Below are 25,096 nucleotides of genomic sequence, written 5' to 3' on the forward strand. Positions count from 1 at the left end.
TAAAAGTTGATAAACGGAGGTAAAGTATGAGAACATATTTAGTTACAGGCGGGGCAGGGTTCATAGGTTCCAATTACATACATTATATGTTTGGCAAGTATGGGGATTCTATACGTATAATTAATATAGATAAATTGACATACGCAGGGAATCTGGAGAACTTAAGGAGCGTGGAAGGCAGAAGCAATTATACATTTATTAAGGCAGATATTTGTGATGCCCATGCCGTAGGGCGGATTTTTGAGGAGAACGATATCGACAGGGTTGTCCACTTTGCGGCGGAAAGCCATGTGGACAGGAGTATTCGGGATCCCGAAGTATTTGTTAAGACAAACGTCCTTGGAACCCTTGTCATGCTCAATGCTGCAAAGGCAGCGTGGGAGCTGGAGGACGGGACATTTATCCCAGGCAAAAAGTTCCTCCACGTATCCACGGATGAAGTGTATGGCTCACTGGAGAAGGAGGGGGAATATTTTTATGAGACTACGCCTTATGATCCCCACAGTCCTTATTCTGCCAGCAAGGCATCCTCAGATATGCTTGTAAAGTCCTATATGGACACATACAAGTTCCCTGCCAATATTACAAACTGCAGTAATAATTACGGCCCCTATCAATTTCCGGAAAAGTTGATACCTTTGATTATCAACAATGCGCTGCAGGGCAGAAGCCTGCCTGTCTACGGCGACGGCAGGAATGTGAGGGACTGGCTCTATGTAGAGGACCATGCAAAGGCCATTGACATGGTGCAGGAAAAAGGCCGCCTTTTTGAGACATATAATATCGGTGGGCACAATGAGAGAGAGAATATACAGATTGTAAAGACCATATTGAAAACACTTCAGGAAATGCTGGATGAGAAGGATCCGCGGAGGAAGAAGGTCAGTGAGGACCTGATTACGTATGTGGAGGACAGGAAGGGGCATGACAGGAGATATGCCATTGCCCCAGACAAGATAAAGAGTGAGGTGGGCTGGGAGCCAGATACAAAATTCGAGGATGGGATCAGGCTTACGATCCAATGGTTTTTTGAAAATGAAGAATGGATGGCAAATGTGACAAGCGGCGATTATACAAAATATTACGAAGAGATGTACCATGATAAGCAGGAAGTCAGCCGCAGTTAATACAGGCCATGCCTATCTTAAATTCTGATGGAACAGGAGGCAGGACAACTATGAAAGGGATTATACTGGCCGGCGGTTCAGGGACCAGGCTGTACCCGCTGACAAAGGCAGTATCAAAACAAATAATGCCAGTTTATGATAAACCGATGATCTACTATCCACTGTCTACATTAATGCTGGCCGGGATACGTGAGGTACTGATTATTTCCACTCCCCGGGATCTCCCGGTATTCAGGGAACTTTTGGGGAGCGGGGAGAGCCTGGGCATGGAATTTAGCTACGCCATCCAGGAGGAACCTAAGGGACTGGCTGAGGCATTTATCATTGGTGAACAATTTATAGGCAGTGATCAGGTGGCCCTGGTGCTGGGCGATAATATTTTCTATGGACAGAGCTTTTCCAGAGTGCTCCAGCATGCCGCTGCCCAGGAGAAGGGCGCTACAATTTTCGGATACTATGTGAAAGACCCAAGGGAATATGGGGTTGTAGAGTTTAATGGGGAAGGCGTGGCTTTGTCTATCGAGGAGAAGCCGGAGCATCCAAAATCTAAATATGCTGTGCCTGGACTGTATTTCTATGACAATGACGTAGTTTCTATAGCAAAGCAGATAAAACCGTCCAAGAGAGGGGAACTGGAGATTACGTCAGTAAACATGGAATACTTAAACAGGGGGACCCTGAAGGTGGAGACTCTCGGGAGAGGGTTTGCATGGCTGGACACAGGGAACCATGATATGCTTCTGGCGGCCGCAGATTTTGTGGCGGCAGTCCAGAAAAGGCAGGGCATGTATATTTCCTGTATAGAAGAGATTGCGTACAAGAAAGGCTTTATAAGCAAAGAACAGCTGATCAGGCTGGCCGAACCTCTGATGAAGATCGAATATGGAAAATATTTGATGGATGTAGCGGAAGGACTTTAGGCAGATTGGAGGATTAAATTTGGGGAAAATTAATGTGACAGCATGTGGGATTGAAGGGCCCAAGGTAATTGAGCCGGCCGTGTTCGGCGATAAAAGGGGTTACTTTATGGAAACCTATAATTACAGGGATTTTCAGGAGGCAGGTATTTCTGTGGAATTTGTCCAGGATAACCAGTCAAGTTCCGGGAGAGGGGTGCTCAGGGGCCTCCATTTCCAGAAGAACCATCCCCAGGATAAGATAGTCAGAGTGATCAGGGGCGAGGTGTTTGACGTGGCTGTGGATATAAGGCCGGAGTCAGACACATTTGGAAAGTGGTTTGGCGTAATTTTGTCAGAGGAAAATAAAAAACAATTATTTATACCAAAAGGGTTTGCCCATGGCTTTTTGGTGCTGTCTGATATAGCCGAGTTTGCATATAAATGTTCTGATTTTTACCATCCTGAAGATGAAGGGGGACTGATCTGGAATGATCCTGACATCGGGATAGAGTGGCCCCTTAAAGAAGGAGTGGAACTAAATATATCGGAGAAAGACCAAGGCTGGGGGGGACTGAAAGACTACATAGCGCGATAGGGAATCGGAGGTGGAAGTATGAGGCTTTTAGTAACCGGGGTAAGCGGCCAGCTGGGGTATGATGTGGTCAGGGAGCTGGATCAGCGGGGCCATGATGTGATTGGCGTTGACAGGTCCAAGATGGATATTACGGACCGGGAGAATGTCAGGGATGTCATCCGCAGTGCAGGTGCAGAATGTGTCATACACTGTGCAGCCTATACGGCTGTAGATGCCGCAGAGGATCACCGGGAGGACTGCTACAATGTCAATGTCAATGGCACGGAATATATAGTGGATGTATGCAGGGAACTGGATCTGTCTATGGTCTATATAAGTACGGATTATGTGTTTGACGGGAAGGGTGATAGGCCCTGGGAGCCAGACGACAAAAGGGAGCCGATCAATTATTACGGCCAGACAAAGTACCAGGGTGAACGCCTTGTTACAGAGCGCCTGGATAAGTATTTTATCATCAGGACAGCGTGGGTATTTGGCTTAAATGGTAAAAATTTTGTCAGGACGATGTTAAAGCTGGGAAGAGAAAGAAAGCAGATAACAGTGGTAGATGACCAGACAGGATCTCCTACGTACACTTACGACCTGGCCAGGCTTATTGCGGATCTGGCAGTGACCCATAAGTATGGCGTCTATCATGCCACGAATGAAGGCTACTGCACATGGTACCAATTTGCACTTGAGATTTTTAAACAAGCAGAGATTAAAGTGGAAGTCCTTCCCGTCACAAGCGATGTATTTCCCTCAAAGGCCAAAAGGCCGGCAAACAGCCGTCTGAGCAAGGACAAATTGGAGGAAAAAGGATTCTTAAGGCTGCCCCCATGGCAGGATGCCCTGGGGCGTTACCTGCAGTCGCTGAAGGAGGCGAATCTGGCAGATTAATTCCAATGCCGTTGGAATGGGCAGAGAGGAAGCCGGCGGGGTACGTGTACGGAATGATATGCGGCTAAGGTCCATTTGCCGCTGTGAATACCTGGCAGGCTGCTGCTGGCAGACATAGAAACACCCCTGATAAAAGACAGAGCAGAGGCTCTCTTTTATCAGGGGTGTTTCATTTATCTGCCAGTAAGGCGGCAGAGATATATTTTAATATAGGAAAAAGTATTGAGGATTAAACGTGCTTCGATTTTAATATAATTCCCCATATGTGAGCACTTAAAAGGTACTTTCCTGCATTTGGGAAAAGTGGACAGGCCTTCTGCCAGTCCCCGCAGGTAATCCCTGCCGAACCCTTTACTTATGAAAAACACTGCTTTGATGATATGTCCTGCAAGGATGGGCAGTGCATTGATGATAAGGAAAGGGGCAGGCATATTTTTGTAGTTCAAATATACAGAATTACGTGCGGAAAGCTTTACTTTAAAAGAATTATATTTGGAACCGCTTGTACCACTTCCTACATGGCGGACAAGTGCGCCGGGGCAGAAAATATTGCGGTACCCATATATCTGTGCACGGTATCCGATGTCGATATCCTCCAGGTAGGCAAAATGGTGTTCATCAAACAGGCCGATTTCCTGGAAAACACTCCGCCTGTAAATGGCAGCCCCTGCACATGCAGTGAATATCCTGTCGGAGACAGTATATTTGGACACAGGCTGTCCGTTTCCGCGGCAGATTCCCCATCCAAGCACTGTGTACAAGTCGCCAGTGCTGTCTATAAGTTCAGGGTGGTACATCTGTATCATCTTACTGCTCACAGAAAATATATCCGGGGCGGATTCAATGGCACGCACCATCTGGGACACATAATCTTTATCAGCGGCCGTATCGTTATTTAGCAGAATTACATAGGGGGTGCGGGCATATTCTATGCCTGCGTTGACAGCCTTACTGAAGCCGTAGTTTTTGTCCAGCGGAAGAAGATGTGCTTCTGGATAATTGGCCCGGAGAAATTCGAGGCTCCCATCGGAAGAGGCGTTATCCACGATAACGATCTGGAAATCCCTGTATGTTTGGTTACGCAGGGAGTCCAGGCAGGCAGCCATAAAATGCCGGCCATTGTAATTCGGAATAATTATTGTAACTTTCATAAGTTCCTCATTTCTTTTTCACTTTCCATACCCTCAGTGCATGGCGGCCAAACCGAAACATCAGCGTCCCTGCACACTGAGGGTATTATAGCAGAGGACCGGCAGTTTGCAAAGGGTTTCTTAAAATATTACAAAAATATTAAGCTGATGTTAAGGGAATCGCAGATTAGTGCTTGTTCTTTTATGGAAATTATTGTATCATATAACAGATAATGTACAATAATACTAATATTATCTGTAAATTTACCTATGTCCCAGGGCCCCGGACCTATGCCTAGGCAGAACGAAAGCCGGGGTATTTCAGGGGTGTGGCCTTGGCAAAAAAGTTAAAGTAAGGTGGAATTGATGATCAAAGATAATCAGAAGTATTTTAACCGGCTGCATGTAGTGATAGATGGTTTTATCATCATTATTTCCTATGCACTGTCCTGGTTTTTAAGATTCAAAAGCGGATTGTTTATAATTGACGCATGGTATCTTCCCATTGAAATTTATATGGGCGCCCTGATTTTTATTGTGCCCGGCTATCTGATACTGTATGGCTCATTCCAGCTTTATACGCCTAAAAGGGTACAGGGCAGGCGGCTGGAAGCGTGGCATATTATACAGGCCAATACAATAGGGCTGCTCTGCTTTATTCTTATATTGTACCTGACAAAAGAACCAAACTTCTCCAGGAAGATGATTTTTATTTTCTTTGCGGTAAATATTTTCCTGGAAGTATTGGTGAGAAACCTGATCAGGTATTTCCTGAGAAATATCAGGAGAAACGGGTATAACCAAAAACATATGCTTCTGGTAGGGTACAGCCGGGCCGCAGAAAAGTATATTGACCGGATTATATCAAATCCCGAGTGGGGATACTCCGTGCGTGGGATTCTGGATGACCATCAGCCCAGGGGCATGGAATACCGTGGGATTAAGGTGATCGGGAGTATTGACAACCTGTTGATTATACTGCCCCAAAACAGAGTGGATGAGATTGCAATCACACTGGGGATTGACGAGTACCACAAGCTGGAATATATCGTGAATATGTGTGAAAAATCAGGAGTGCATACTAAATTTATTCCTGACTATAATAATATTATTCCTACCAGGCCTTACACGGAAGATTTGTTAGGCCTTCCAGTTATAAATATCAGGCACGTGCCCTTGACCAACACTTCCAACAGATTAATGAAAAGGGCAGTGGATATATTTGGGTCTATCGTGGCATTGATTTTGTTCTCTCCTGCCATGCTTATCACAGCAGCAGCTATTAAGATCACATCCCCCGGCCCGCTGATTTTCAAACAGGAACGTGTGGGGCTGGGGAATAAATCATTTGCGATGTATAAGTTCCGCTCAATGGTTGTACAGGACAATGAGACAGAAAAAAGAAGGTGGACAACCAAGGATGACCCCAGGGTGACCCGGGTAGGAAAGTTTATACGCAGGACAAGCATTGATGAGCTGCCGCAGCTTTTTAATGTACTGAAAGGCAACATGAGCCTGGTAGGCCCCAGGCCTGAGAGGCCGCTGTTTGTAGAGAAATTTAAAGAAGAGATACCAAGGTATATGGTAAAACACCAGGTCAGGCCGGGCCTGACAGGATGGGCGCAGGTGAACGGCTACCGGGGGGATACTTCGATAAAGAAAAGAATTGAATATGACTTGTATTATATTGAGAACTGGACATTGGGGTTTGACTTTAAGATTCTTTTTTTAACATTCTTTAAAGGGTTTGTAAACAAAAATGCATATTAAAGTTTTCAAAAAGAAATAAGGGGATTTCATCATGGCAAGTAAAAAATCAAGGGCAAAGATGACAAAGCAGCAGAGGGCTTTGTTACATAAAAAGAAGATGAGGAGAAGAATCATACTCTTGATTGTTGAAATTATATTGCTGCTTCTTCTGGGGGCGGCAGCCTATGCAATGACCAAGTTTGATAAATTGGACTACAAACAACTGGATACCTCTAATCTGGAGATATACCAGGATACAGGTGAATTTACGAATATCGCCCTTTTTGGGCTGGATTCCAGGGAAGGTGAGTTAGAAGGCGGTGTCCGAAGCGACACGATTATGATTGCGAGTATAAATAATAAGACAAAAGAGGTCAAAATTGTTTCTGTATTTAGGGATATGCTTTCCCAGCAGCAGGACGGCACATATGAAAAGGCGAATGCGGCCTATTCCTTTGGAGGGCCGGAGGAAGCCATCGCCCTCTTAAACAGGAATCTGGATTTGGATATCCAGAAGTATATGAGTGTCAACTTTAATGCACTGGCAGATGTCATCGACCTGCTTGGAGGCATTGAAATTGACCTGACAGGTGAGGAGGCCTACTATGTCAATGGATACAGTACAGAAACTTCCAAGGTAGTAGGAAGAGAGACTACTCTTTTAGACCATGACGGCCTACAGACCCTGGATGGGATCCAGGCAGTATCCTATGCGCGTATACGTTATACGGAAGGCAATGACTTTAAACGTGCGGAACGTCAGAGGACTGTTTTAGAAAAAGTAGTAGAAAAGGCAAAAAAAGCAAAGCTGTCAACTTTAAACAATATTATAGACAAGGTTCTGCCCCAGGTTTCCACAAATCTGTCCGCCAGTGATTTTATTGGACTGGCATCCAGTGCAGTTTCCTATAATATAGGAGAGATGACAGGGTTTCCTTTTGATGTGACGACCTCGGAAGATGTGATTGGCCTGGAAGGTTCATATGTTGTGCCAATTGGCTTTGCGGACAATGTAAGCCAGCTCCACAAGTTCTTGTTTGGGGTGGAAGACTACAAGGTATCATCAAAAGTAGAACAGGTGGATCAGGATGTGGCATATTTGACAGGGATTGCCGGAGAGTACACTTATTCCAGCGGCAGCGGCGATTCGGGTTCAGGCTATACCGATGGGAATAGCGACGCCGGATCAGGTTATACGGACGAAAGCGGCTATTCAGGATCAGGTTATACGGACGGAAGCGGTTATTCTGACTCAGGTTATACGGACGAAAGCGGCTATTCTGACTCAGGGTATACGGATGGGGGTTCCTATTCGGATAATGGATATGGCAGTTCGGATGGATATACTTATGAATAGCTGAGAAAATACGGGAGGATGGAGGATGGCCTGTAAAAGTGTGGATATTATTATTCCGACATATAAACCTGACGATAAGTTTGGCAGATTGATACGTGCTCTTATAAAACAGACATATCCTGTACAAAATATCTATATTATAAACACAAAGGGAGGCAAGTTCCCGTGGGAGCTTGCGGCACTGGACGGCAGGATAAAAGTGAGCCAGATTACCTCCCGGGAATTTAACCATGGAGGCACACGCCGAAAAGCAGTGGAAGCATCAGGCAGTGAGTTTTTTATATGCATGACACAGGATGCAGTGCCTGTGGACGAGCATTTGGTGGAAAAACTTATGTCTGCCTTCGACGATGGGGATGTGGCCTGCGCTTATGCAAGGCAGCTGCCGGAACCGGACTGTAATACAATAGAGCGGTATACTAGAAAATTTAATTATCCTGATGCCAGTTTTAAAAAGGATATGCATTCCGTAGAGACGATGGGAATTAAGGCATATTTCTGTTCAGATGTATGTGCGGCCTACCGCAGAAAAGTATATAACCGGGCAGGCGGGTTTGAGGAGCGGGTGATATTTAATGAAGATATGATTATGGCGGCCAGAATGATAAAGGCCGGGTATAAATGTGCATATGTGGCTGAGGCAAAGGTCATCCATTCCCATAATTATGGATGTAAAGAGCAGTTCAAAAGAAACTTTGACATGGGAGTTTCCCAGGCACAGTGCCCTGAGATTTTTAAGGAGGTTCCCCCGGAAGGTGAAGGCCTGCGCTTGGTAAGAAAGACGGCGGCCTACCTTATACACAGCAGAAAACCATGGCTTCTTTTCAGCCTGTTTTTCCAGAGCGCCTCTAAACTTGCAGGTTATAAGCTGGGGGTTAATTACAGGAAGCTGCCACAAGGTATAGTAAGGTTTTGTACTGCCACACCCAAATACTGGGAAGTATGAACAAATAATCACAAAAATATAATTGCAGTTTCGGCAAAAATATTGTATGATAAAGTGTACTTATCAAATACTTTTTGGCCCTAATATCAAATATGATAAAATCAGGAAGGAAATACAATGGCAAAAAGAAGAGGAAGGCGAAGGAAAAGAGCGAAGGGTGGCCTGGCTTCATGGAAGATCATCCTGGCTGTTTTCGGTGGTGTTTTAGTACTGCTGACAACTGCGGGCGTGGCGTTTGCAGCGTCAAAACTTGGGAAAATAGAAACAACACAGCTGGATGTTGAGAAGCTTAATATTTCTGATGAAGTTGAGTATAACGAGACAGGCTATTTAAACGTGGCCCTTTTTGGCCTGGACTCCCGGGATAATACCCTGGGTGCCGGCGAGAGGAGCGATACCATTATGATAGCCAGCCTGAACCGGGAGACGAAGGAAGTCAAGATGTGTTCTATATTCAGGGATACCTTGCTGCAGCAGTCAGACGGTTCCTACAATAAAGCAAACGCGGCATATGCATTTGGCGGGGCAGAGGATGCAGTAGCAATGCTGAACAAAAATCTGGATATGGATATACAGCATTATGTCACTGTTAATTTCAATGCATTGGCTGACGTTATAGATCTTCTTGGCGGAATTGAGCTGGAACTGACAGGGGAGGAGGCCTATTGGGTTAATGGCTATATCACTGAGACGTCTAAGGTGGTAGGGCGCACGACAGAGCTTTTGGACCACGATGGCAAGATGACTCTGGATGGCATCCAGGCGGTATCCTATGCCCGGATCCGTTATACAAGCGGGGATGATTTTAAACGGGCAGAACGACAGAGGCTGGTTCTTGAACAGATTGTTAAAAAGGCCCAGTCGGCGGACCTATCTACAATAAATAAAATAATCGATAAGGTTTTCCCTAAAATAGCCACTAATTTTACACTTACAGAGATATTGGCTTATGCGAAGGACGCCTTTGATTATAAACTCGGGAAGACAAGTGGGTTCCCCTTCGATAATTCCACGGCTACATTGACCGGCGTGGGGAGTTCTGTTATCCCCCAGTCGCTGCAGAGTAATGTGATACAGCTTCATGAATTTCTCTTTGGTGACGATGGATATACGTATTCTTCCACAGTGGCCGAGATAAGCGATGAGATACAGAACCATGCTTTATACAGCACAACAGATGATACATCCGAATATAATGATTATTCTGGGACAGACTATTATAATGACCCTTACAGCAATTCCGATACTTATAGTTCCGGCCAGTATAACAGCACAACTGATGTGCAGGGGACAGGCGGCTATGGGGGGAATACAGATGTGGGCAACAGCTATGAAGTGCAGGATAATACAGGGGGAGGCACTGATGCAGGCACTGCCACAGAAAATATCCCCGATGCCGGGGTATCTGACAGTACGGCGGATGGGACGGCAGGCCAGGGAACAGACACAGGATTATATTAGATTGCAAAAGAGGTAGGGATACATGAAGAAAATAGTCAAGAGGCTGGGCGCAGCAGCAGCGGCCTTATGTTTGGCAGCTATAAGCTTTTCATTTATTACATTTGCAGCGGAGGGGACGCTGGCGTTCTCTGACCCGACTGCAGCAGCCGGAGAGAATGTCACAGTGACGGCTAAGGTCAGTACTGGAGGTGCAGCCATTGGCGATACGGCTATCACGGTCACTTATGATACCTCGATTCTAAAATTTGTCAGTGGTACAAATGTGACAGGGGGAGACGGCACACTGCAGCTTAGCGGCACGGGAGACGGAACCTCATCAGAAGCCAGCTATTCTATGGAATTCACAGCTTTGAAGGAGGGGACTGCCTCCGTGCAGGCAACAACCTATACAGCTTATTTATATTCAGATGAAGCTTTGAATCTTTCTCTTGGAAGCGCTTCTGTAACCATCCAGGGCGGGACGCCGGTTAGCGATGCAGAGTCAGGCAGCAGCGGTAAGGCGTCTACAGGCGGCCTGCAGGTAGATGTGGACGGGAAGTCCTATACAGTCAATGAGAACTTCTCAGAGGCAGCCGTGCCGAATGGATTTACAGCTACGGATATGGAGCTGAACGGTACGGCTACAAAGGCCATGGTACAGGAGCAGAGCGGACAGTATATGTTCTACCTGGAGGATGAGAGCGGAAATTCAGATTATTTTTTATATAGTACGGATGACGGCTCTTTTACCCAGACAGAGGTGGTAGATGTGAATACAGATTTGTCCATCTATCTGATAAACCATGAGGACAAAGAAGGGCTGCCCGGGGAGTATCAGGAGACTACCACTGATATAGGTGGGAAAGTATTTACCGCATGGCAGAATACTTCCCAGCAGGAATATTATCTGGTATATGCGCTCAGCAGCGTTGGGTCTAAGGGGTATTATCAGTATGATACGACGGAAAAAACTTATCAGAGATATACTGTGCCCACTGTACAGGAGGAAGAGACAGGCAATTCCCTGACGGATAAAGTGATGGGATTTCTGGAGAAATACCTGACCATTATAATGTGTGTGGTGTGGGGAGTTATTCTCCTCCTTCTCATTATTATAATCATACTGGCTGTAAAGCTTTCCCACAGAAACCAGGAACTTGACGATCTATATGATGAATATGGACTGGATGCGGAAGGAGGCGGGGACGGTGATGATGTTCCCCGTGTAGCGAAGAAATCCAGGCAGCAATTTGCTGGTTTTAGTGATGCAAAAGAAGATGAGTACGAGGATGATGAGTACGACGACGAATATGCGGACGATGAGTATGACGGCTATGATGATTACGACGACGGTTATGGAGATGACGGCTACGAGGATGAGGACTATGACGAGTATTCGGATGAGGATGGCTACGATGAATACGAGGAATATGAGGAAGAGCCTGTAAGAAAATCAAAGAAGAAAAAAGATGACTACTCCATGGATTTTATTGATATTTAAAAAGCCTATGGCCGGAAGACTATACAGAAGCAGGATGTGAAAGCGGGCCGGCCAGTATGGGCAATACAGCGGCACGCTTGTAGATAGAGTCAGTGCAGAAACAAAAAGAGCGTTGCAGCAGGCAATGCTCTTTTTGTTTGCCGGAAAGTTTTGGTTTCCTGATATGATTGAACCTTCTGGGGATGTGCGGACTGTACATAGAAGAGGGATTTGGCAGCAGGATATAGGCAGATGAAGAGTGGAGAGCCCCACTGAGGGGCAGCGTACGGAAGAGAAAACAGTATGTTTTTTGAACTTTAATTTTTAAAGGAGAGAAAGGGGCAGGATCATGAGAAAAATGTACAGGGGGATGAAAAGGCTGACAGCAGTTCTGCTGGCAGGGGCGTTAGTTTTCAGTGATTACATAGTTCTTACTGCTGAAGATGTACAGCAGGGGGAAGGAGAGTCCTATGAGGAGGAATCCCTGGTGGAAAGCCAGGACACTACAGTCACAGACACTGAGACAGACGGAGCCGCAGAGTATGTTACGGGGGAAGTGCTGGTCTTTTATGAGTCTGATATTGTTTCAGAAGAAGAGGTGGAGACACTTGCCAGGGAAAATGACGACCAGGTAAAAGATACAGTAGTCACTGCAGATAGCACAGCAGTTTCTGTAGTTGAGCTGTCAGATGAGAGTACGGTGGCAGAGGCCGTGGAATCCTATACAGCTGATGAGAGGGTTGAATTTGCCATGCCCAATTACATATTAGAAACATGTGAGGATGAAATGGTTCAGTCCATGGCCCAGCAGGCGGTAAATGACGAGAATTATCCGTCTCAATGGTATCTGGAGCAGATACATGTCCCCGAAGCCTGGGACATTATAGGGCAGGTGCCCCATGAGAAAGTAAAGGTGGCTGTGCTGGATACGGGTGCAGATATTTCCCATCCTGACTTGGCTAATATAATTGACCTTGGGGGAAGCGCTGAAATCCTATCTGATGCCCCGGACAGTACACAGGGACCGCTGAAGGGAGATGGTTATCAGCTTGGGAATGTGTCAGGCGCCACAGCGGGAACTACCCATGGAACCCATGTCACAGGCATTCTGGGAGCACAGGCGAATAATGGCATCGGAATAGCAGGTACTGCCAGCGCCTATGATAATTCAGTCCTGGATTTGATGGTCATTGATATATTTCCAGGGGCTAAAACTACTTTTTCCTATTTATTTAAAGGGATGGAGTATGCCAGGAGCCAGGGGGCAAAAGTGATAAATTTAAGCCTTGGCATTAATTTAAATACAGCCTCGGCGGAATATCAGCTGCTTGTACAGGGCTGCAGGAAAGTTTTTGATTCGTTTATGGCTGAAGGGATTACTGTGGTCTGTGCGGCAGGCAATGGCGACAGCGGCAATGCGGTATATGATAATGGAGAGATTACCAGCGTGCCAGGAGATTTATCTTCCACAATCAGTGTGATCAATGTAGATCGGAATAATAACAAGAGCAGCACCTCCAATTACGGGAGCATGAAGGATATTTCTGCCCCGGGGACAGATATATGGAGCACGAAAGCAGGGGCGTCTTACGGGAGCCAGTCAGGCACTTCCATGGCCGCACCGGTTGTAACAGGGGTTGCCGCAATGATGCTTTCTGTGAACCCGTCGCTGGACCCAGCCGCGGTGAAGGACATTTTACGGGCCACAGCCACAGATATCAACACAGAAGGATATGACATATACACGGGTTATGGCCTGGTAGATGCCTACAAAGCGGTTCAAGAAGCTGCAGTACGTGCCGGGAAGCTGGCTGAGGGAGAGGCACAAAAACCCTCCCAGCCCTCAGGGGGAGCAGACCAGCAGCCGGGAGGGACACAGGGGAATAACGCGGATACGGCACTGCCTGAAGTGAATTATAAAACCCATGTACAGACTTATGGCTGGCAGGACTGGGTTTCTGGTGGGAATACAAGCGGCACTGAAGGGAAGGCAAAGAGGCTGGAGGCCCTTCAGGTCAAACTGGATGGATTGACGGTGGACGGTGGGATCCAATATAAGACCCATGTGCAGACCTATGGCTGGCAGGATTGGGTTTCTGACGGGGCCATAAGCGGGACGGAAGGGGAGGCTAAAAGGCTGGAGGCTGTCTGCATACGTCTGACAGGCCAGGCGGCGGAGAAGTATGATGTGTACTACCGTGTCCATGCCCAGACTTATGGCTGGCTGGATTGGGCTGCAAACGGCCAGGCGGCAGGCACATCCTCTTATGCAAAGCGCCTGGAAGCAGTGCAGGTTGTTTTGACGCCTAAAGGCGGCACTCCTCCGGGAAACACGCAAAGGCCTTATATCCATCCTCTGGTAAAATATAAGACTCATGTGCAGACCTATGGCTGGCAGGGATATGTGTACGACGGCAAGACAAGTGGGACAGAAGGCAAAGCGAAGCGCCTGGAGGGACTCTGTATTGAACTAGATGAGCCAGCATACCAGGGTGGCATAGAGTACCAGACCCATATACAGACTTATGGCTGGGAGGATACATGGCATCCCGACGGGGAGATGAGTGGGACGGAAGGCCAAGCAAAAAGGCTGGAGGCGGTCCGCATACGGCTTACCGGAGAGCTGGAAGAAAAGTATGACGTATATTACCGTGTCCATGTGCAGACTTACGGCTGGCTTGGATGGGCAAAGAACGGGGAGGCTTCGGGAAGTGAAGGAAAGGCAAAACGCCTGGAGGGGATTCAGGTCATGCTGGTCCAGAAGGGCGGGGCAGCTCCGGGGAGTACAGCAGATGTTTTCAGAAAATAGGGGTATCCGGCGGCAGGCTTGATTACGAATTTACAAATTATTAAAAATTTGCTACAATACTTCCTGTAGTTCTAAGAGAGCAGGTTTGCCAATTACATAAATGGCCAGACACGCTCTGGCTAAATAATCAGACAATACGAAGGGAGTTTATATGTGCGGAATAGTTGGATATGTAGGGGAAAAACAGGCGGCTCCGATTTTATTAGACGGTTTATCAAAGCTGGAATACCGGGGATATGATTCTGCCGGGATTGCTGTGTATGACGGCAGTAAGATCGGTATGAAGAAGTCCCGCGGAAGGCTGAAAGTGCTAAGTGAGCTGACCCATGACGGGGCCACATTGCCGGGAAAAATCGGAATAGGGCACACCAGATGGGCGACCCACGGAGAGCCGTCGGATATCAATGCACATCCCCATTTCAACAAAGAAGAAAGTATCGTAGTTGTCCATAATGGGATTATTGAAAATTATTTGAAATTGAAAAAAAAGCTGGCCCAAAAAGGATATGAGTTTATCTCAGATACAGATACGGAGGTAATCGCGCATCTTTTAGATTATTATTATCAGGGGAATCCACTCCAGACTATCACAAAGATTATGCACCGTATGGAAGGCTCCTATGCCTTGGGCATCCTGTTTAAGGATCATCCCGATGAGCTGTATGCGGTCCGCAAGGATAGCCCTCTTATTGTGGGCCACTCAGAAAGTGGATGTGTGATCGCATCAGATGTGCCGGCGGTGCTGAAGTATACAAGGGATGTATATTTTATTGAAAATGAAGAGATTGTCAGGATGACGGACAGTACCATGGAGTTTTTTACTGTGGATGAAGAACCTATAGAGAAAGAATCTGTGCATATTGCCTGGGATGTGGATGCGGCAGAAAAAGGCGGATATGAGCATTTTATGCTGAAAGAAATGTATGAGCAGCCGAGGGCGATTACAGATACATTTTCCCCGCGCATTAAAGGTAATGAAATTGTCATAGAGGAATTGAATATGACGGACGATGAAATCCGCAGTATCCGTAAAATTATGATTGTGGCCTGCGGCTCTGCATACCATGCAGGCATGACCAATAAATATGTATTTGAGGGTATGGCCAGAATACCGGTGGAGGTGGACCTGGCTTCTGAATACAGGTACCGCAGCCCGATTTTGGAGGAGGGCACGCTTGTCGTCATTATCAGCCAGTCAGGTGAAACGGCGGATTCCCTGGCGGCGCTCAGGGAGTCCAAGGCCAGGGGGGCAAAGGTCCTTGGAATTGTGAATGTGGTAGGCAGCTCCATTGCCCGGGAGGCGGACAACGTAATGTATACCTGGGCAGGGCCGGAGATTGCAGTGGCCACCACGAAGGCCTACTCCTGCCAGCTGATTGCTTTGTATCTCCTGGCGGTGAAATTTGCGCATGTACGGGGACAGATAACAGATACTCAGCAGCAGGAATATATAGAGGATTTAAAACGGATTCCGGATCAGGTAGATATGCTCCTCAATAACCAGCATAGGATTCAGAAATTTGCAAACAGATATTTAGCAGCCAGAGATGTATTTTTCATAGGCAGGGGAATCGACTATGCAATTTCAATGGAAGGCTCATTGAAACTAAAAGAGATTTCTTATATTCACTCTGAGGCATATGCGGCGGGAGAGTTAAAGCATGGGACCATTTCCTTGATTGAGGAAGGGACCCTGGTGGCGGCTGTTCTGACCCAGGAAGACCTGTACAAGAAAATGATCAGTAATATGGTGGAAGTCAGGACAAGGGGCGCCTTTGTGCTGGCTGTGACTAATGAAGGAAATGATGAAGTAGAGCGTGCGGCGGATTATGTAATCTATATTCCAGAGACAAATAAATATTTCACAAATTCTCTGGCCATTATCCCCCTTCAGCTTTTTGGGTATTATATTTCTGTGGGAAGAGGCTGCGACATTGACAAACCCAGGAACCTGGCAAAATCGGTCACAGTGGAGTAGGCTGCAGTTAACCCGGTGCAGAGATAAATATACTTGTTGTTTCAAACTTTATTAAATAATTAAACACACTTCTGTCACAAACGGAGGCTATTATATTTAATATAAAATACAAGAGAAGGAAGGAATTTGTATGGATAATCAGTATAATTATTACAATCCCGATGGACAGCAGGGGAATGCTCAGTATAATAGCCAGCAGAATTTTAACTCAGACAACAAAAAACCAAAGGCAAAGGTGCCGAAAGCTGTTATGATTACCGGCTGCGCCCTCCTGTTTGGAGTAGTATCAAGCGCCACATTTTTAACATCCAATATTGTGGGGAGCAAAATTCTAGGCTTGAATACTTCCCAGAAATCTTCGTCCAAGAGTACGGCTGAAGTCAGCAATACCTCCCTGACAAAGACATCCAGCGTCGTTACATCCGATGTCTCTGGGGTGGTGGAGAGTGTAATGCCATCTGTTGTGTCGATCACGAATATGAGTGTGCAGCAGGTACAGGACTTCTTTGGAGGGGTTACTCAGCAGGAAAGCCAGAGTGCAGGCACGGGTATTATTATTGCCCAGAATGATAATGAGCTGCTGATTGTTACAAATAACCATGTGGTGGACGGCAGCGAGACCCTGACAGTTACATTCAATGATAATACAAGTGTGGAGGCAGGGATTAAGGGGACAGACCCCTCCCATGACCTGGCGGTGATCGCAGTACCTTTGGACAGCATCTCAGAGGAGACAATGAATGCAGTTGCGGTAGCATCACTTGGAGATTCTACAAAACTGAAAGTAGGCGAGCCGGCCATCGCGATAGGCAACGCTCTTGGCTACGGGCAGTCAGTCACAACTGGTGTTATCAGTGCGGTAGACCGTGAAGGCGTGACAACAGAGGCTCTGACAGGACAGGCAAGTGACAGCGACGTAAGGCTGATCCAGACAGATGCGGCCATTAATCCAGGGAACAGCGGCGGCGCACTTGTGAATGCCAGCGGCGAAGTCATTGGTATTAATTCCTCAAAGCTGGTCGGCAGTTCTGTGGAAGGGGTAGGATATGCAATACCTATCAGTGACGTATCTGACATTATTACAGACCTGATGAACCAACAGACCAAGAGTCCGGTATCAGAGTCGGAGCGTGGATATCTGGGGATCACAGGCTTTGATGTGACTTCCGATTATGCAGAGAGGTTCAATATGCCCCTGGGAGTATATATCACAGAAGTGACGGACAAAGGCGGCGCCCAAGAAGCAGGCATAGCTAAGGGCGGAGTCATTACAGCCTTAAATGGCACAGAGGTGAACAGCATGGATGGCCTGCAGGCAGAACTGAAATATTATGCCAAAGGCGAGAAAGTGACCCTGACAGTCCAGGTTCCTGAAAATAATGGGGAATATAAAGAGCAGACTTATGAAGTTGTTTTAGGAGAAAAGTCTAATTAGAGAGCCAAATCAATATTTGATGGAACTATTACAAAACCGCAGAAGCTGGTAAATCCAGTTTCTGCGGTTTTTTGTCTTATAGGAATATCTTGTTTTTTATCTTAAAGGAATAACTTATTAAAATTTAGTATAACCTTTTAAATAGTAGTTGACATATACCTAGATAGGGTATATTATAGATACATACCTAGATAGGGTATATAGATGCGGGGGAGAGGTTTGAGTATACCTTTCCTATACAAAAGTACAGTTGAGGTTCATGTATGGCGGCTGGCTGCCACATGGCAGCGTGTTTAGGAAGAACTTGGCTGGGATATGCCGCTGATTATGGCGGTTGGCCAGGGCATAAATTATGAGTCATATTTACGGCCCTATAGGGGCGGGCAATAGAAGGCGGGATAGGAGGAGAACTATGGTTACTGAAAAATATAAAATATCAGGCATGACTTGTGCGGCATGCAGCAGTTCTGTTGAGAAGGTGACAAGAAAGATGGAGGGGGTGCAGGAGAGTAATGTAAACCTTACTACAGGAATTATGACGATTACCTATGATGACACATTTCTGGAAGACAGTAAGATTATCTCTAAAGTAGAGAGGGCTGGGTTTGGGGCTGAGAAATATGTTGAAAAGACGAAGAAGGAGAGGGCCGGCGATGCAGAAGATATGGAACTTGCCATTAGAAAGACCAGGCACCGCCTGATTATGAATATTATTCTGGCCATCCCGCTTCTCTATATTTCTATGGGGCATATGGTACCTTTCCCAATGCCTCTTCCTAAGTTTTTGGATATGCATGAAAGTCCGCTGAACTTTGCACTTGCCCAGCTGGTATTGACTACCTGGATTCTCATCAACGGGAGAAAGTTTTATACAGTAGGCTTTAAAAGCTTTTTTAAAGGACATCCCAATATGGATTCCCTGGTGGCCCTTGGGACGGGAAGTGCATTTCTGTACAGCCTTGTGATGACATTCAGGATACCTTATGATATGGATGCAGTCCACAACCTTTATTTTGAGTCTGCGGCTATTGTGGTGACTCTTGTCATGGTAGGAAAGTATATGGAGGGCAGAAGCAAAGGAAAGACCACAGAGGCCATACGGAAACTGATGGAATTAGCACCTGACACAGCAATTGTGATACGCGACGGTGAACACAGGGAGGTACCTGTAGAGGAAGTAAAAACAGGTGAACTTGTACTGGTCAGGCCTGGAAGCCGCATACCTCTGGACGGCATAGTGGCAGAGGGGCATACTACAGTGGATGAGTCCATGCTGACCGGTGAGAGCATTCCGGTGGAAAAGGCCCCTGGCGAAGAAATAATTGGAGGAAGTGTGAACTATCAGGGCGCTGTCACGGTACAGGTTACAAGGGTGGGGGCAGATACTACTCTGGCAAAGATTGTCCGCCTGATGGAAGACGCACAGGGGAAGAAAGCCCCTATATCCAAATTGGCGGATGTTGTGGCGGGATACTTTGTCCCTGCAGTTATGGCTATTGCAGTGATAGCTTCCATTGTATGGATACTTCTGGGATATGAATTGACATTTGTACTGACAATTTTTGTGTCAGTATTGGTTATAGCGTGTCCCTGCGCGTTAGGGCTTGCCACGCCTACGGCTATTATGGTCGGGACTGGACTGGGCGCCAGCCACGGCATCCTGATAAAAAGCGGGGAGGCTCTGGAGATGAGCCATAAAGCGGACACAGTTGTCTTGGATAAAACGGGCACAGTGACAGAAGGGCGTCCCAAAGTGATTGAGGTGCGCGCTGAGAAAATGTCCCAGGAAGAACTTTTAAAAATAGCGGCATCCTGTGAACAGGTTTCGGAACATCCACTCGGGCAGGCCATTGTGGAGGAAGCTAAGGCAAGAAATATAAAGCTTGAAAAAGTGGAAGAATTCCAAAGCATTACCGGCCAGGGAATCCGTGCCATGGTGGACGGAAAGCTCTACTTTATCGGGAATAAGAGGCTGTGCGAGGAGCAGAAGATTTCTCTGGGGGTTTATGAGAAAGCGGCAGGAGAGTTTGCGGATAAAGGCCAGACTCCAATGTTTCTGGCAGAAGGGGTTAAGGAAGGGGAGATGGAGGCAGCGGGAGTCATCAGCGTGGCCGACCCGGTGAAGCCTACCAGCCGCGAAGCTATCGCCCATATGCAGAAGCAGGGCCTTCAGGTTTATATCCTAACTGGGGATAATAAAAGGACAGCTGAATATATAGCAAAACAGGTGGGGGCAGATCAGGTGATTGCCGAAGTAATGCCTGGGGATAAGGCAGGCGTAGTAGAAAGATTACAAGAAGAAGGGAAATGTGTTATGATGGTGGGGGACGGCATCAATGATGCCCCAGCCCTGGTGCAGGCTGATATAGGAGTGGCTGTGGGGAGCGGGAGTGACATTGCCCTGGATTCCAGTGATATTGTTTTGATGAAGTCTGATTTGAATGATGTAGACAAGACGATCCGGCTTAGCAGAGCTACCATCCGCAATATAAAGCAGAACCTGTTCTGGGCATTTTTCTATAATTCCTGTGGGTTATTCTTGGCGGCTGGCGTGCTCTATTCAATAACAGGCACCTTATTAAGCCCTATGTTTGCAGGGTTGGCCATGTCCTTGAGTTCAGTTTCAGTTGTAGGCAACGCACTGAGGCTTCGGAATTTAAAACTATAGACAGAAAGCAGGTGAAACAGTGGAGAAGAACGATGCTCTCTGCACAAAGAAAACACACAGGCAGCCCGGAGAATATAAGGCCTTGATTAACCGCCTGAATAGGGTAGAAGGCCAAGTTAGGGGAATCAAAAATATGGTGGAGGAAGAAAGATACTGTGTAGATATACTCGTGCAGGTATCAGCAGTACAGTCGGCATTAAATGCATTTAACAAAGAACTGCTTGCCAACCATATAAAGACCTGTGTTGTGGAAGACATCCGTGACGGCAGGGAAGAGGCGGTAGACGAACTATGTGCCACAATCCAAAAATTAATGAAATAGGAGGAGAACCATGACAGTAATCAAAGTAGAAGGGATGCATTGTGAAAAATGCGTAGAGAGAATTACAAAAGCAATGACAGAGGACGGGTTGGACTTTAAAGTAAGCCTGGCTGATAAAACCGTCACCATTGACGGATGCGAACATTGCGTGAGCACAGCCCTGGAGACATTGGATGACTTAGGGTTTGAAGGGACGGTAGAGTAGATTAGGACGTAACCTTTTTATAAAAGGTTACGTCCTAAACTTATTTCAGTGGTGTACCTAACTGTTGTTATTTATTAGCAGCCGCAGTTCTGGCGGATATCAAATTCAGGATTTATTGCGTAGAAGTTTTTGCTGTCCAGATTATCCTGTACGATTCTGAGGCTCTCGCCGAAGCGCTGGTAGTGTACGATTTCACGTTCTCTAAGGAACCTGATCGGGTCGCAGACTTCTGGGTCTTTTACGAGCCGCAGGATATTGTCGTACGTAGTTCTTGCTTTCTGCTCTGCCGCCATATCTTCATGCAAGTCAGTGATCGGGTCTCCCTTTGACTGGAAATAAGTTGCTGTCCACGGCGCGCCGCTTGCAGACTGTGGCCAAAGAGCGAGGGTGTGGTCTACATAATAATCGCCGAAACAGGACTGTTCAATCTCCTCAGGGGTCAAGTTCCTGGTCAGCTGGTGGACGATGGCACAGATCATTTCCATATGGGCCAATTCTTCTGTACCTATGTCAGTCAGTGTACCAATAACTTCGTTGTAAGGCATTGTATATCTCTGTGAAAGATAGCGCATAGAAGCAGCCAGTTCACCGTCCGGCCCGCCAAACTGCGTAATAATAATTTTGGCAATTTGGGGATTCGTCTGTGTGATTTTCACAGGATACTGCAATCTTTTCTCATAATTCCACATAAATCAGCATCCTCCTTCCTGCCATGGCCATGGCTCATTAATCCAATCCCATCTGTCGGCACAGGAGTAAACAGCAGTGTCGATGGTCAGAGGGCCATAATACGCCGCATACTCTCTTAAAGCTTCATTTCTAAGCCGGCTGTATTCATGGAAGTAGGAAAGCGCTTCTTCATTACATGGGTGGGTATCCAGAAAAAGCTTAACATCGTCAACAGCAAAGCTTACAGTGTTGATTTGATCCATCAAATCTTTTTTACATGGGCAGTTACTCATCGATTACAGCCTCCTCTCCCGTGGAATGGTTTGTAAAGATCTTCAAAAATAGTCCCTTTTTCGAAACCTTTACAGGATTCAAATAGATTCTGCCATCTCTGCCAGGGTACATAAGCCATGGCAATAGGGAGGCTTCTGAGGGGGTCGCGGTTTTCGCAGCCTTCTGAGGTATGGTGGTTCTTTGCAGCACATTCAGGGGTGCGCATTTCTGCCATTCGGCGCTGCCTTTCGGGACTCATTCCTTCGCGTGTTTCCGGTGAGCCACAGCCACATGGCTCCTGGGAACGGCGCTGGCGTTCAGGGCCTCTGGCAGCAGAATTATCTGATCCAGCCGGTGTGTTGCGGCATCCACAGTCATTAGCCGGCATATTGCGAAATCCGCTGTTATGGTTCGGTGCGGTACGGAAGTTATTGTTCTGGTTCATCTGCCTGCCGTAACGCATATTGTTTTGACAATTCGCCATTTGCGATATCTCCTTCATTTAACATTTACAATTTTATATTATGGGAGAAATTTAAAAAGGTTCCACTTTACATTTTAGTAAAAGTCATATATAATAGAAAAAGTGATGACGGGGTGTGGCTCAGTTTGGTTAGAGCGCACGGCTGGGGGCCGTGAGGTCGCAGGTTCGAATCCTGTCACCCCGATTTGGCCCCTGTTCTGCAGGGGTTATTTATTTCAAGTATAAAATCTGGTGGACTTTAGTCGGGATTATCCTACAGATGTTAAATTTTCGGATTTGACATTTCAGTTTTGGATAATCTTTTTCTTTTAGGTTTCCGTCAGAATGCAGGCCGGAACCAACTATAAATACACTGTATATTGCCCCGTGAAGCTACAGGCGTGAATCCTGTCATCCCAATTTAAGTGAAGCAGTGCAAAGCAGCACTGTATCTCTGTGGGCCGCGGCCAAAAGCAGTGTATTTTTACTTTATAAGAAAAAAGTTGTTTTTATATGTAAAAAAAGCTATAATATAGGACAAATTATTATAGAAGATAAATTTTTTGTTCTCATACAGGAACTGCCCGGGGGATGTATTTCAATCAGAGCTATACTATATGTCTTGTACAGACAGAAAACTGCCGGGCCGGCAATGCCTGTATAGAAAGTATTGCCTGCAAAGCGGCGGTTGTGCAGCCTGCTGTGGGAGTTTTCAATATAATTTGCAGTAAAAAGGAGACATCGATTTATGTGTGGATTTGCAGGGTTTGTAGGAGAAGTTGAAAATAGAGAGAATGTACTTATCGATATGATGAATACAATCATACACCGCGGGCCAGACAGCGAGGGGAGGTTTTTGGATGAGGATGCTGCCCTTGGATTCCGGCGGCTCAGTATTATAGACCTTTCAGAGGTGGGGAACCAGCCTATGTATAATGAGGACAAGAGCCTGGTTCTTGTTTTTAATGGAGAAATTTATAATTATCAGGAACTGAGGCAGGAATTGATCGAAGCAGGACATGCCTTTGTCTCTAACACAGATTCCGAGACATTGCTCCATGGATTTGAGCAGTGGGGGGAGGGGATCGTAAACCGGCTTCGCGGCATGTATGCGTTTGCAATCTGGGACCGTAAGAATAAAAGACTATTTTCTGCGAGAGATATTTTTGGCATTAAGCCTTTATATTATGCATGCATGAATGGGACTCTATTGTTCGGGTCAGAGATTAAATCTTTTATGGAGCATCCTAAGTTTGACAAAGTATTCAATGAGGCTGCCCTGGGAAATTATCTGTCTTTTCAGTTTGTGCCGACCAATGAGACATTTTTTAAAGGTGTATTCTGCCTTCAGCCTGGACATTATTTCACTTATGAGAATGGGGAGATGAAGATTACCCGCTACTTTGAGCCAGAGTTTACCGGCAGCTGCAAAAAGACATTTGAGGAAGTGGTGGACGATGTTGAGCAGGTAATGAAGGAATCTGTGGAGAAACATAAAATCAGTGATGTGGAGGTCGCATCCTATTTATCCAGCGGTGTGGATTCAAGTTACCTGACCTATTTAGGGCAGGTGGACCGCACATTTACAGTGGGGTTTGACGAGGGTAAGTACAGTGAGATCCAGGATGCAAAGGAATTTGCTGCCAGCATTAACATGAAAAATGACGCCAAGGTCATTACTCCCGACGAGTATTGGGACCATCTGTCAGATATCCAGTATTACATGGATGAGCCTGTGGCAGATCCGGCGGCAATTGCACTATATTTCCTGAGCCAGGAGGCATCCAAAAAAGTAAAAGTGGTCCTTTCCGGGGAGGGGTCAGATGAGCTGTTTGGAGGATATAATATTTATTGTGAGCCATTGGAACACACAGGGTTTGACAGGATTCCCCGGTCCCTGCGCAGGCTGTTGGGGAAATTTGCAGAGTATTGCCTGCCCCGGGGAATGAAGGGAAGAGGGTTCCTGATGCGCCATGGGAAAACGCTTGAGGAGCGGTATTTTGCCAATGCCACGAATATTTTTACGGAGAGGGAGGCCAATAAGATTCTGAAAAAGGGATGTCTCCCGCAGATACAGAATGTGACCCGCCCACTGTATAAGAGGGTGGAAGGGAAAGACCCAGTGACAAAAATGCAGTATGTAGATTTACATTTATGGCTTGTGCATGACATTTTGATGAAAGGCGATAAGATGGGAATGGCCAATTCATTAGAAGTGAGGGTACCCTTTTTAGATAAAGAAGTACTGGCACTGGCACAGTCCCTGCCCCTTGAGTATAAGGTGCGTGCACCCAGGACTAAAGTGGCCCTCAGGGCGGCTGCGGAGAAGGTTATCAGGAGCAAAACTGCTGAGAAGAAGAAATTAGGCTTTCCAATTCCTATCCGGGTGTGGCTTAAGGAGGAGAAATATTATAATACTGTAAAACAAATGTTTACGTCAGAAGCAGCCAGAAAGTTTTTTAATACGGAAATGCTTGTGAAACTGTTAGATGACCACAGAGAGAGTAGACGGACCAATGAAAAGACGGACAATAGCCGCAAAATTTGGACCGTATATATATTCCTTGTGTGGTATGACAGATTTTTTGGGCATGGGAAACCTGTGCATCCTGCTGTAAATGCCAGGTAGGGACAGCCGGCTGGTTAAAGGCCGGCTGCCGCTGGCTTTGGAA

At 46.4% G+C, this 25,096-nt stretch carries 20 protein-coding genes and 1 tRNA gene; 17 read left to right on the plus strand and 4 right to left on the minus strand.

What is annotated here, in order from left to right; genetic code table 11:
• The first annotated feature begins 26 nt into the window (after positions 1–26).
• From rfbB to rfbD, 4 genes are read left to right on the plus strand one after another with little or no spacing between them, the layout of a single operon-like run.
• Positions 27–1,127: a dTDP-glucose 4,6-dehydratase gene (gene rfbB / locus EFA47_RS05735; RefSeq protein ID WP_122642390.1), complete on the plus strand. Its 1,101-nt coding sequence runs from the start codon at positions 27–29 to the stop codon at positions 1,125–1,127.
• A gap of 50 nt (positions 1,128–1,177) precedes the next feature.
• Entirely contained in the window at positions 1,178–2,047 is an 870-nt protein-coding gene (gene rfbA, locus EFA47_RS05740; RefSeq protein WP_122642391.1) for a glucose-1-phosphate thymidylyltransferase RfbA, read from the plus strand.
• Positions 2,048–2,066: 19 nt separating this feature from the next.
• The gene (gene rfbC / locus EFA47_RS05745; protein WP_122642392.1) at positions 2,067–2,621 is read left to right on the plus strand and encodes a dTDP-4-dehydrorhamnose 3,5-epimerase; all 555 of its coding nucleotides are present in this window, start codon (positions 2,067–2,069) and stop codon (positions 2,619–2,621) included.
• Positions 2,622–2,639: 18 nt separating this feature from the next.
• Positions 2,640–3,500, plus strand: coding sequence for a dTDP-4-dehydrorhamnose reductase (rfbD, locus tag EFA47_RS05750; RefSeq protein ID WP_122642393.1), 861 nt, complete (start codon positions 2,640–2,642; stop codon positions 3,498–3,500).
• Positions 3,501–3,673: 173 nt separating this feature from the next.
• Here the strand turns inward: rfbD and EFA47_RS05755 are convergent, their stop codons facing one another.
• Positions 3,674–4,651: a glycosyltransferase family 2 protein gene (locus tag EFA47_RS05755; RefSeq protein WP_122642394.1), complete on the minus strand. Its 978-nt coding sequence runs from the start codon at positions 4,649–4,651 to the stop codon at positions 3,674–3,676.
• Between the two features lie 345 nt (positions 4,652–4,996).
• Between EFA47_RS05755 and EFA47_RS05760 the strand changes: the two genes are divergently transcribed.
• The 11 genes from EFA47_RS05760 (at position 4,997) to EFA47_RS05810 (ending at position 21,019) form a co-directional block, all read left to right on the plus strand.
• Entirely contained in the window at positions 4,997–6,400 is a 1,404-nt protein-coding gene (locus EFA47_RS05760) for an undecaprenyl-phosphate glucose phosphotransferase (RefSeq protein WP_122642395.1), read from the plus strand.
• A gap of 31 nt (positions 6,401–6,431) precedes the next feature.
• Entirely contained in the window at positions 6,432–7,736 is a 1,305-nt protein-coding gene (locus EFA47_RS05765; RefSeq protein ID WP_122642396.1) for an LCP family protein, read from the plus strand.
• Between the two features lie 25 nt (positions 7,737–7,761).
• Positions 7,762–8,682: a glycosyltransferase gene (locus tag EFA47_RS05770; protein ID WP_122642397.1), complete on the plus strand. Its 921-nt coding sequence runs from the start codon at positions 7,762–7,764 to the stop codon at positions 8,680–8,682.
• A gap of 117 nt (positions 8,683–8,799) precedes the next feature.
• Entirely contained in the window at positions 8,800–10,143 is a 1,344-nt protein-coding gene (locus EFA47_RS05775; protein WP_122642398.1) for an LCP family protein, read from the plus strand.
• Between the two features lie 22 nt (positions 10,144–10,165).
• Positions 10,166–11,623: a cohesin domain-containing protein gene (locus EFA47_RS05780; RefSeq protein WP_122642399.1), complete on the plus strand. Its 1,458-nt coding sequence runs from the start codon at positions 10,166–10,168 to the stop codon at positions 11,621–11,623.
• 328 nt (positions 11,624–11,951) lie between these two features.
• Entirely contained in the window at positions 11,952–14,411 is a 2,460-nt protein-coding gene (locus tag EFA47_RS05785; protein ID WP_122642400.1) for a S8 family serine peptidase, read from the plus strand.
• A 151-nt stretch (positions 14,412–14,562) separates the two neighbouring features.
• Entirely contained in the window at positions 14,563–16,389 is a 1,827-nt protein-coding gene (gene glmS / locus EFA47_RS05790; protein ID WP_122642401.1) for a glutamine--fructose-6-phosphate transaminase (isomerizing), read from the plus strand.
• Between the two features lie 130 nt (positions 16,390–16,519).
• A complete protein-coding gene (locus EFA47_RS05795; RefSeq protein WP_122642402.1) occupies positions 16,520–17,824 on the plus strand; it encodes a S1C family serine protease in 1,305 nt (434 codons plus the stop codon).
• A gap of 412 nt (positions 17,825–18,236) precedes the next feature.
• Entirely contained in the window at positions 18,237–20,492 is a 2,256-nt protein-coding gene (locus EFA47_RS05800; RefSeq protein ID WP_122642403.1) for a heavy metal translocating P-type ATPase, read from the plus strand.
• Positions 20,493–20,511: 19 nt separating this feature from the next.
• A complete protein-coding gene (locus EFA47_RS05805) occupies positions 20,512–20,814 on the plus strand; it encodes a metal-sensing transcriptional repressor (protein WP_122642404.1) in 303 nt (100 codons plus the stop codon).
• 10 nt (positions 20,815–20,824) lie between these two features.
• A complete protein-coding gene (locus EFA47_RS05810) occupies positions 20,825–21,019 on the plus strand; it encodes a heavy-metal-associated domain-containing protein (protein WP_122642405.1) in 195 nt (64 codons plus the stop codon).
• 74 nt (positions 21,020–21,093) lie between these two features.
• Here the strand turns inward: EFA47_RS05810 and EFA47_RS05815 are convergent, their stop codons facing one another.
• Genes EFA47_RS05815 through EFA47_RS20145 form a run of 3 tightly spaced genes read right to left on the minus strand, consistent with a single transcriptional unit; the run spans position 21,094 to position 22,445 of the window.
• On the minus strand, positions 21,094–21,708 hold the full coding sequence (locus EFA47_RS05815) for a manganese catalase family protein (RefSeq protein ID WP_122642406.1): 615 nt from the start codon (positions 21,706–21,708) through the stop codon (positions 21,094–21,096).
• A 3-nt stretch (positions 21,709–21,711) separates the two neighbouring features.
• Positions 21,712–21,981 carry a spore coat protein CotJB gene (locus EFA47_RS05820; RefSeq protein ID WP_122642407.1) on the minus strand — a complete coding sequence of 90 codons (270 nt, stop codon included), beginning with the start codon at positions 21,979–21,981 and terminating at the stop codon, positions 21,712–21,714.
• The gene (locus EFA47_RS20145; protein WP_235853224.1) at positions 21,978–22,445 is read right to left on the minus strand and encodes a spore coat associated protein CotJA; all 468 of its coding nucleotides are present in this window, start codon (positions 22,443–22,445) and stop codon (positions 21,978–21,980) included. The genes EFA47_RS05820 and EFA47_RS20145 overlap by 4 nt, the downstream gene beginning before the upstream one ends.
• 109 nt (positions 22,446–22,554) lie before the next feature.
• On the opposite strand from EFA47_RS20145, the gene EFA47_RS05830 reads away from it, so the two are divergent.
• Both EFA47_RS05830 and asnB read left to right on the plus strand, forming a co-directional pair.
• Positions 22,555–22,629: transfer RNA gene (locus tag EFA47_RS05830), tRNA-Pro, on the plus strand.
• Between the two features lie 543 nt (positions 22,630–23,172).
• Positions 23,173–25,053 (plus strand): asparagine synthase (glutamine-hydrolyzing), encoded by a 1,881-nt coding sequence (asnB, locus tag EFA47_RS05840; RefSeq protein WP_122642409.1) that lies wholly within the window; start codon positions 23,173–23,175, stop codon positions 25,051–25,053.
• Positions 25,054–25,096: the final 43 nt, after the last annotated feature.

The organism is Luxibacter massiliensis, from assembly GCF_900604355.1.
Lineage (GTDB): Bacteria > Bacillota > Clostridia > Lachnospirales > Lachnospiraceae > Luxibacter > Luxibacter massiliensis.

Bases quoted from the DNA above. Each gene is read 5' to 3' on its own strand.
- rfbB (WP_122642390.1), top strand. From the start codon at position 27: ATGAGAACATATTTAGTTACAGGCGGGGCAGGGTTCATAGGTTCCAAT.
- rfbA (WP_122642391.1), top strand. From the start codon at position 1,178: ATGAAAGGGATTATACTGGCCGGCGGTTCAGGGACCAGGCTGTACCCG.
- rfbD (WP_122642393.1), top strand. From the start codon at position 2,640: ATGAGGCTTTTAGTAACCGGGGTAAGCGGCCAGCTGGGGTATGATGTG.
- EFA47_RS05755 (WP_122642394.1), bottom strand. From the start codon at position 4,651: ATGAAAGTTACAATAATTATTCCGAATTACAATGGCCGGCATTTTATG.
- EFA47_RS05760 (WP_122642395.1), top strand. From the start codon at position 4,997: ATGATCAAAGATAATCAGAAGTATTTTAACCGGCTGCATGTAGTGATA.
- EFA47_RS05765 (WP_122642396.1), top strand. From the start codon at position 6,432: ATGGCAAGTAAAAAATCAAGGGCAAAGATGACAAAGCAGCAGAGGGCT.
- EFA47_RS05770 (WP_122642397.1), top strand. From the start codon at position 7,762: ATGGCCTGTAAAAGTGTGGATATTATTATTCCGACATATAAACCTGAC.
- EFA47_RS05775 (WP_122642398.1), top strand. From the start codon at position 8,800: ATGGCAAAAAGAAGAGGAAGGCGAAGGAAAAGAGCGAAGGGTGGCCTG.
- EFA47_RS05780 (WP_122642399.1), top strand. From the start codon at position 10,166: ATGAAGAAAATAGTCAAGAGGCTGGGCGCAGCAGCAGCGGCCTTATGT.
- EFA47_RS05785 (WP_122642400.1), top strand. From the start codon at position 11,952: ATGAGAAAAATGTACAGGGGGATGAAAAGGCTGACAGCAGTTCTGCTG.
- glmS (WP_122642401.1), top strand. From the start codon at position 14,563: ATGTGCGGAATAGTTGGATATGTAGGGGAAAAACAGGCGGCTCCGATT.
- EFA47_RS05795 (WP_122642402.1), top strand. From the start codon at position 16,520: ATGGATAATCAGTATAATTATTACAATCCCGATGGACAGCAGGGGAAT.
- EFA47_RS05800 (WP_122642403.1), top strand. From the start codon at position 18,237: ATGGTTACTGAAAAATATAAAATATCAGGCATGACTTGTGCGGCATGC.
- EFA47_RS05810 (WP_122642405.1), top strand. From the start codon at position 20,825: ATGACAGTAATCAAAGTAGAAGGGATGCATTGTGAAAAATGCGTAGAG.
- EFA47_RS05815 (WP_122642406.1), bottom strand. From the start codon at position 21,708: ATGTGGAATTATGAGAAAAGATTGCAGTATCCTGTGAAAATCACACAG.
- EFA47_RS05820 (WP_122642407.1), bottom strand. From the start codon at position 21,981: ATGAGTAACTGCCCATGTAAAAAAGATTTGATGGATCAAATCAACACT.
- EFA47_RS20145 (WP_235853224.1), bottom strand. From the start codon at position 22,445: ATGGCGAATTGTCAAAACAATATGCGTTACGGCAGGCAGATGAACCAG.
- asnB (WP_122642409.1), top strand. From the start codon at position 23,173: ATGTGTGGATTTGCAGGGTTTGTAGGAGAAGTTGAAAATAGAGAGAAT.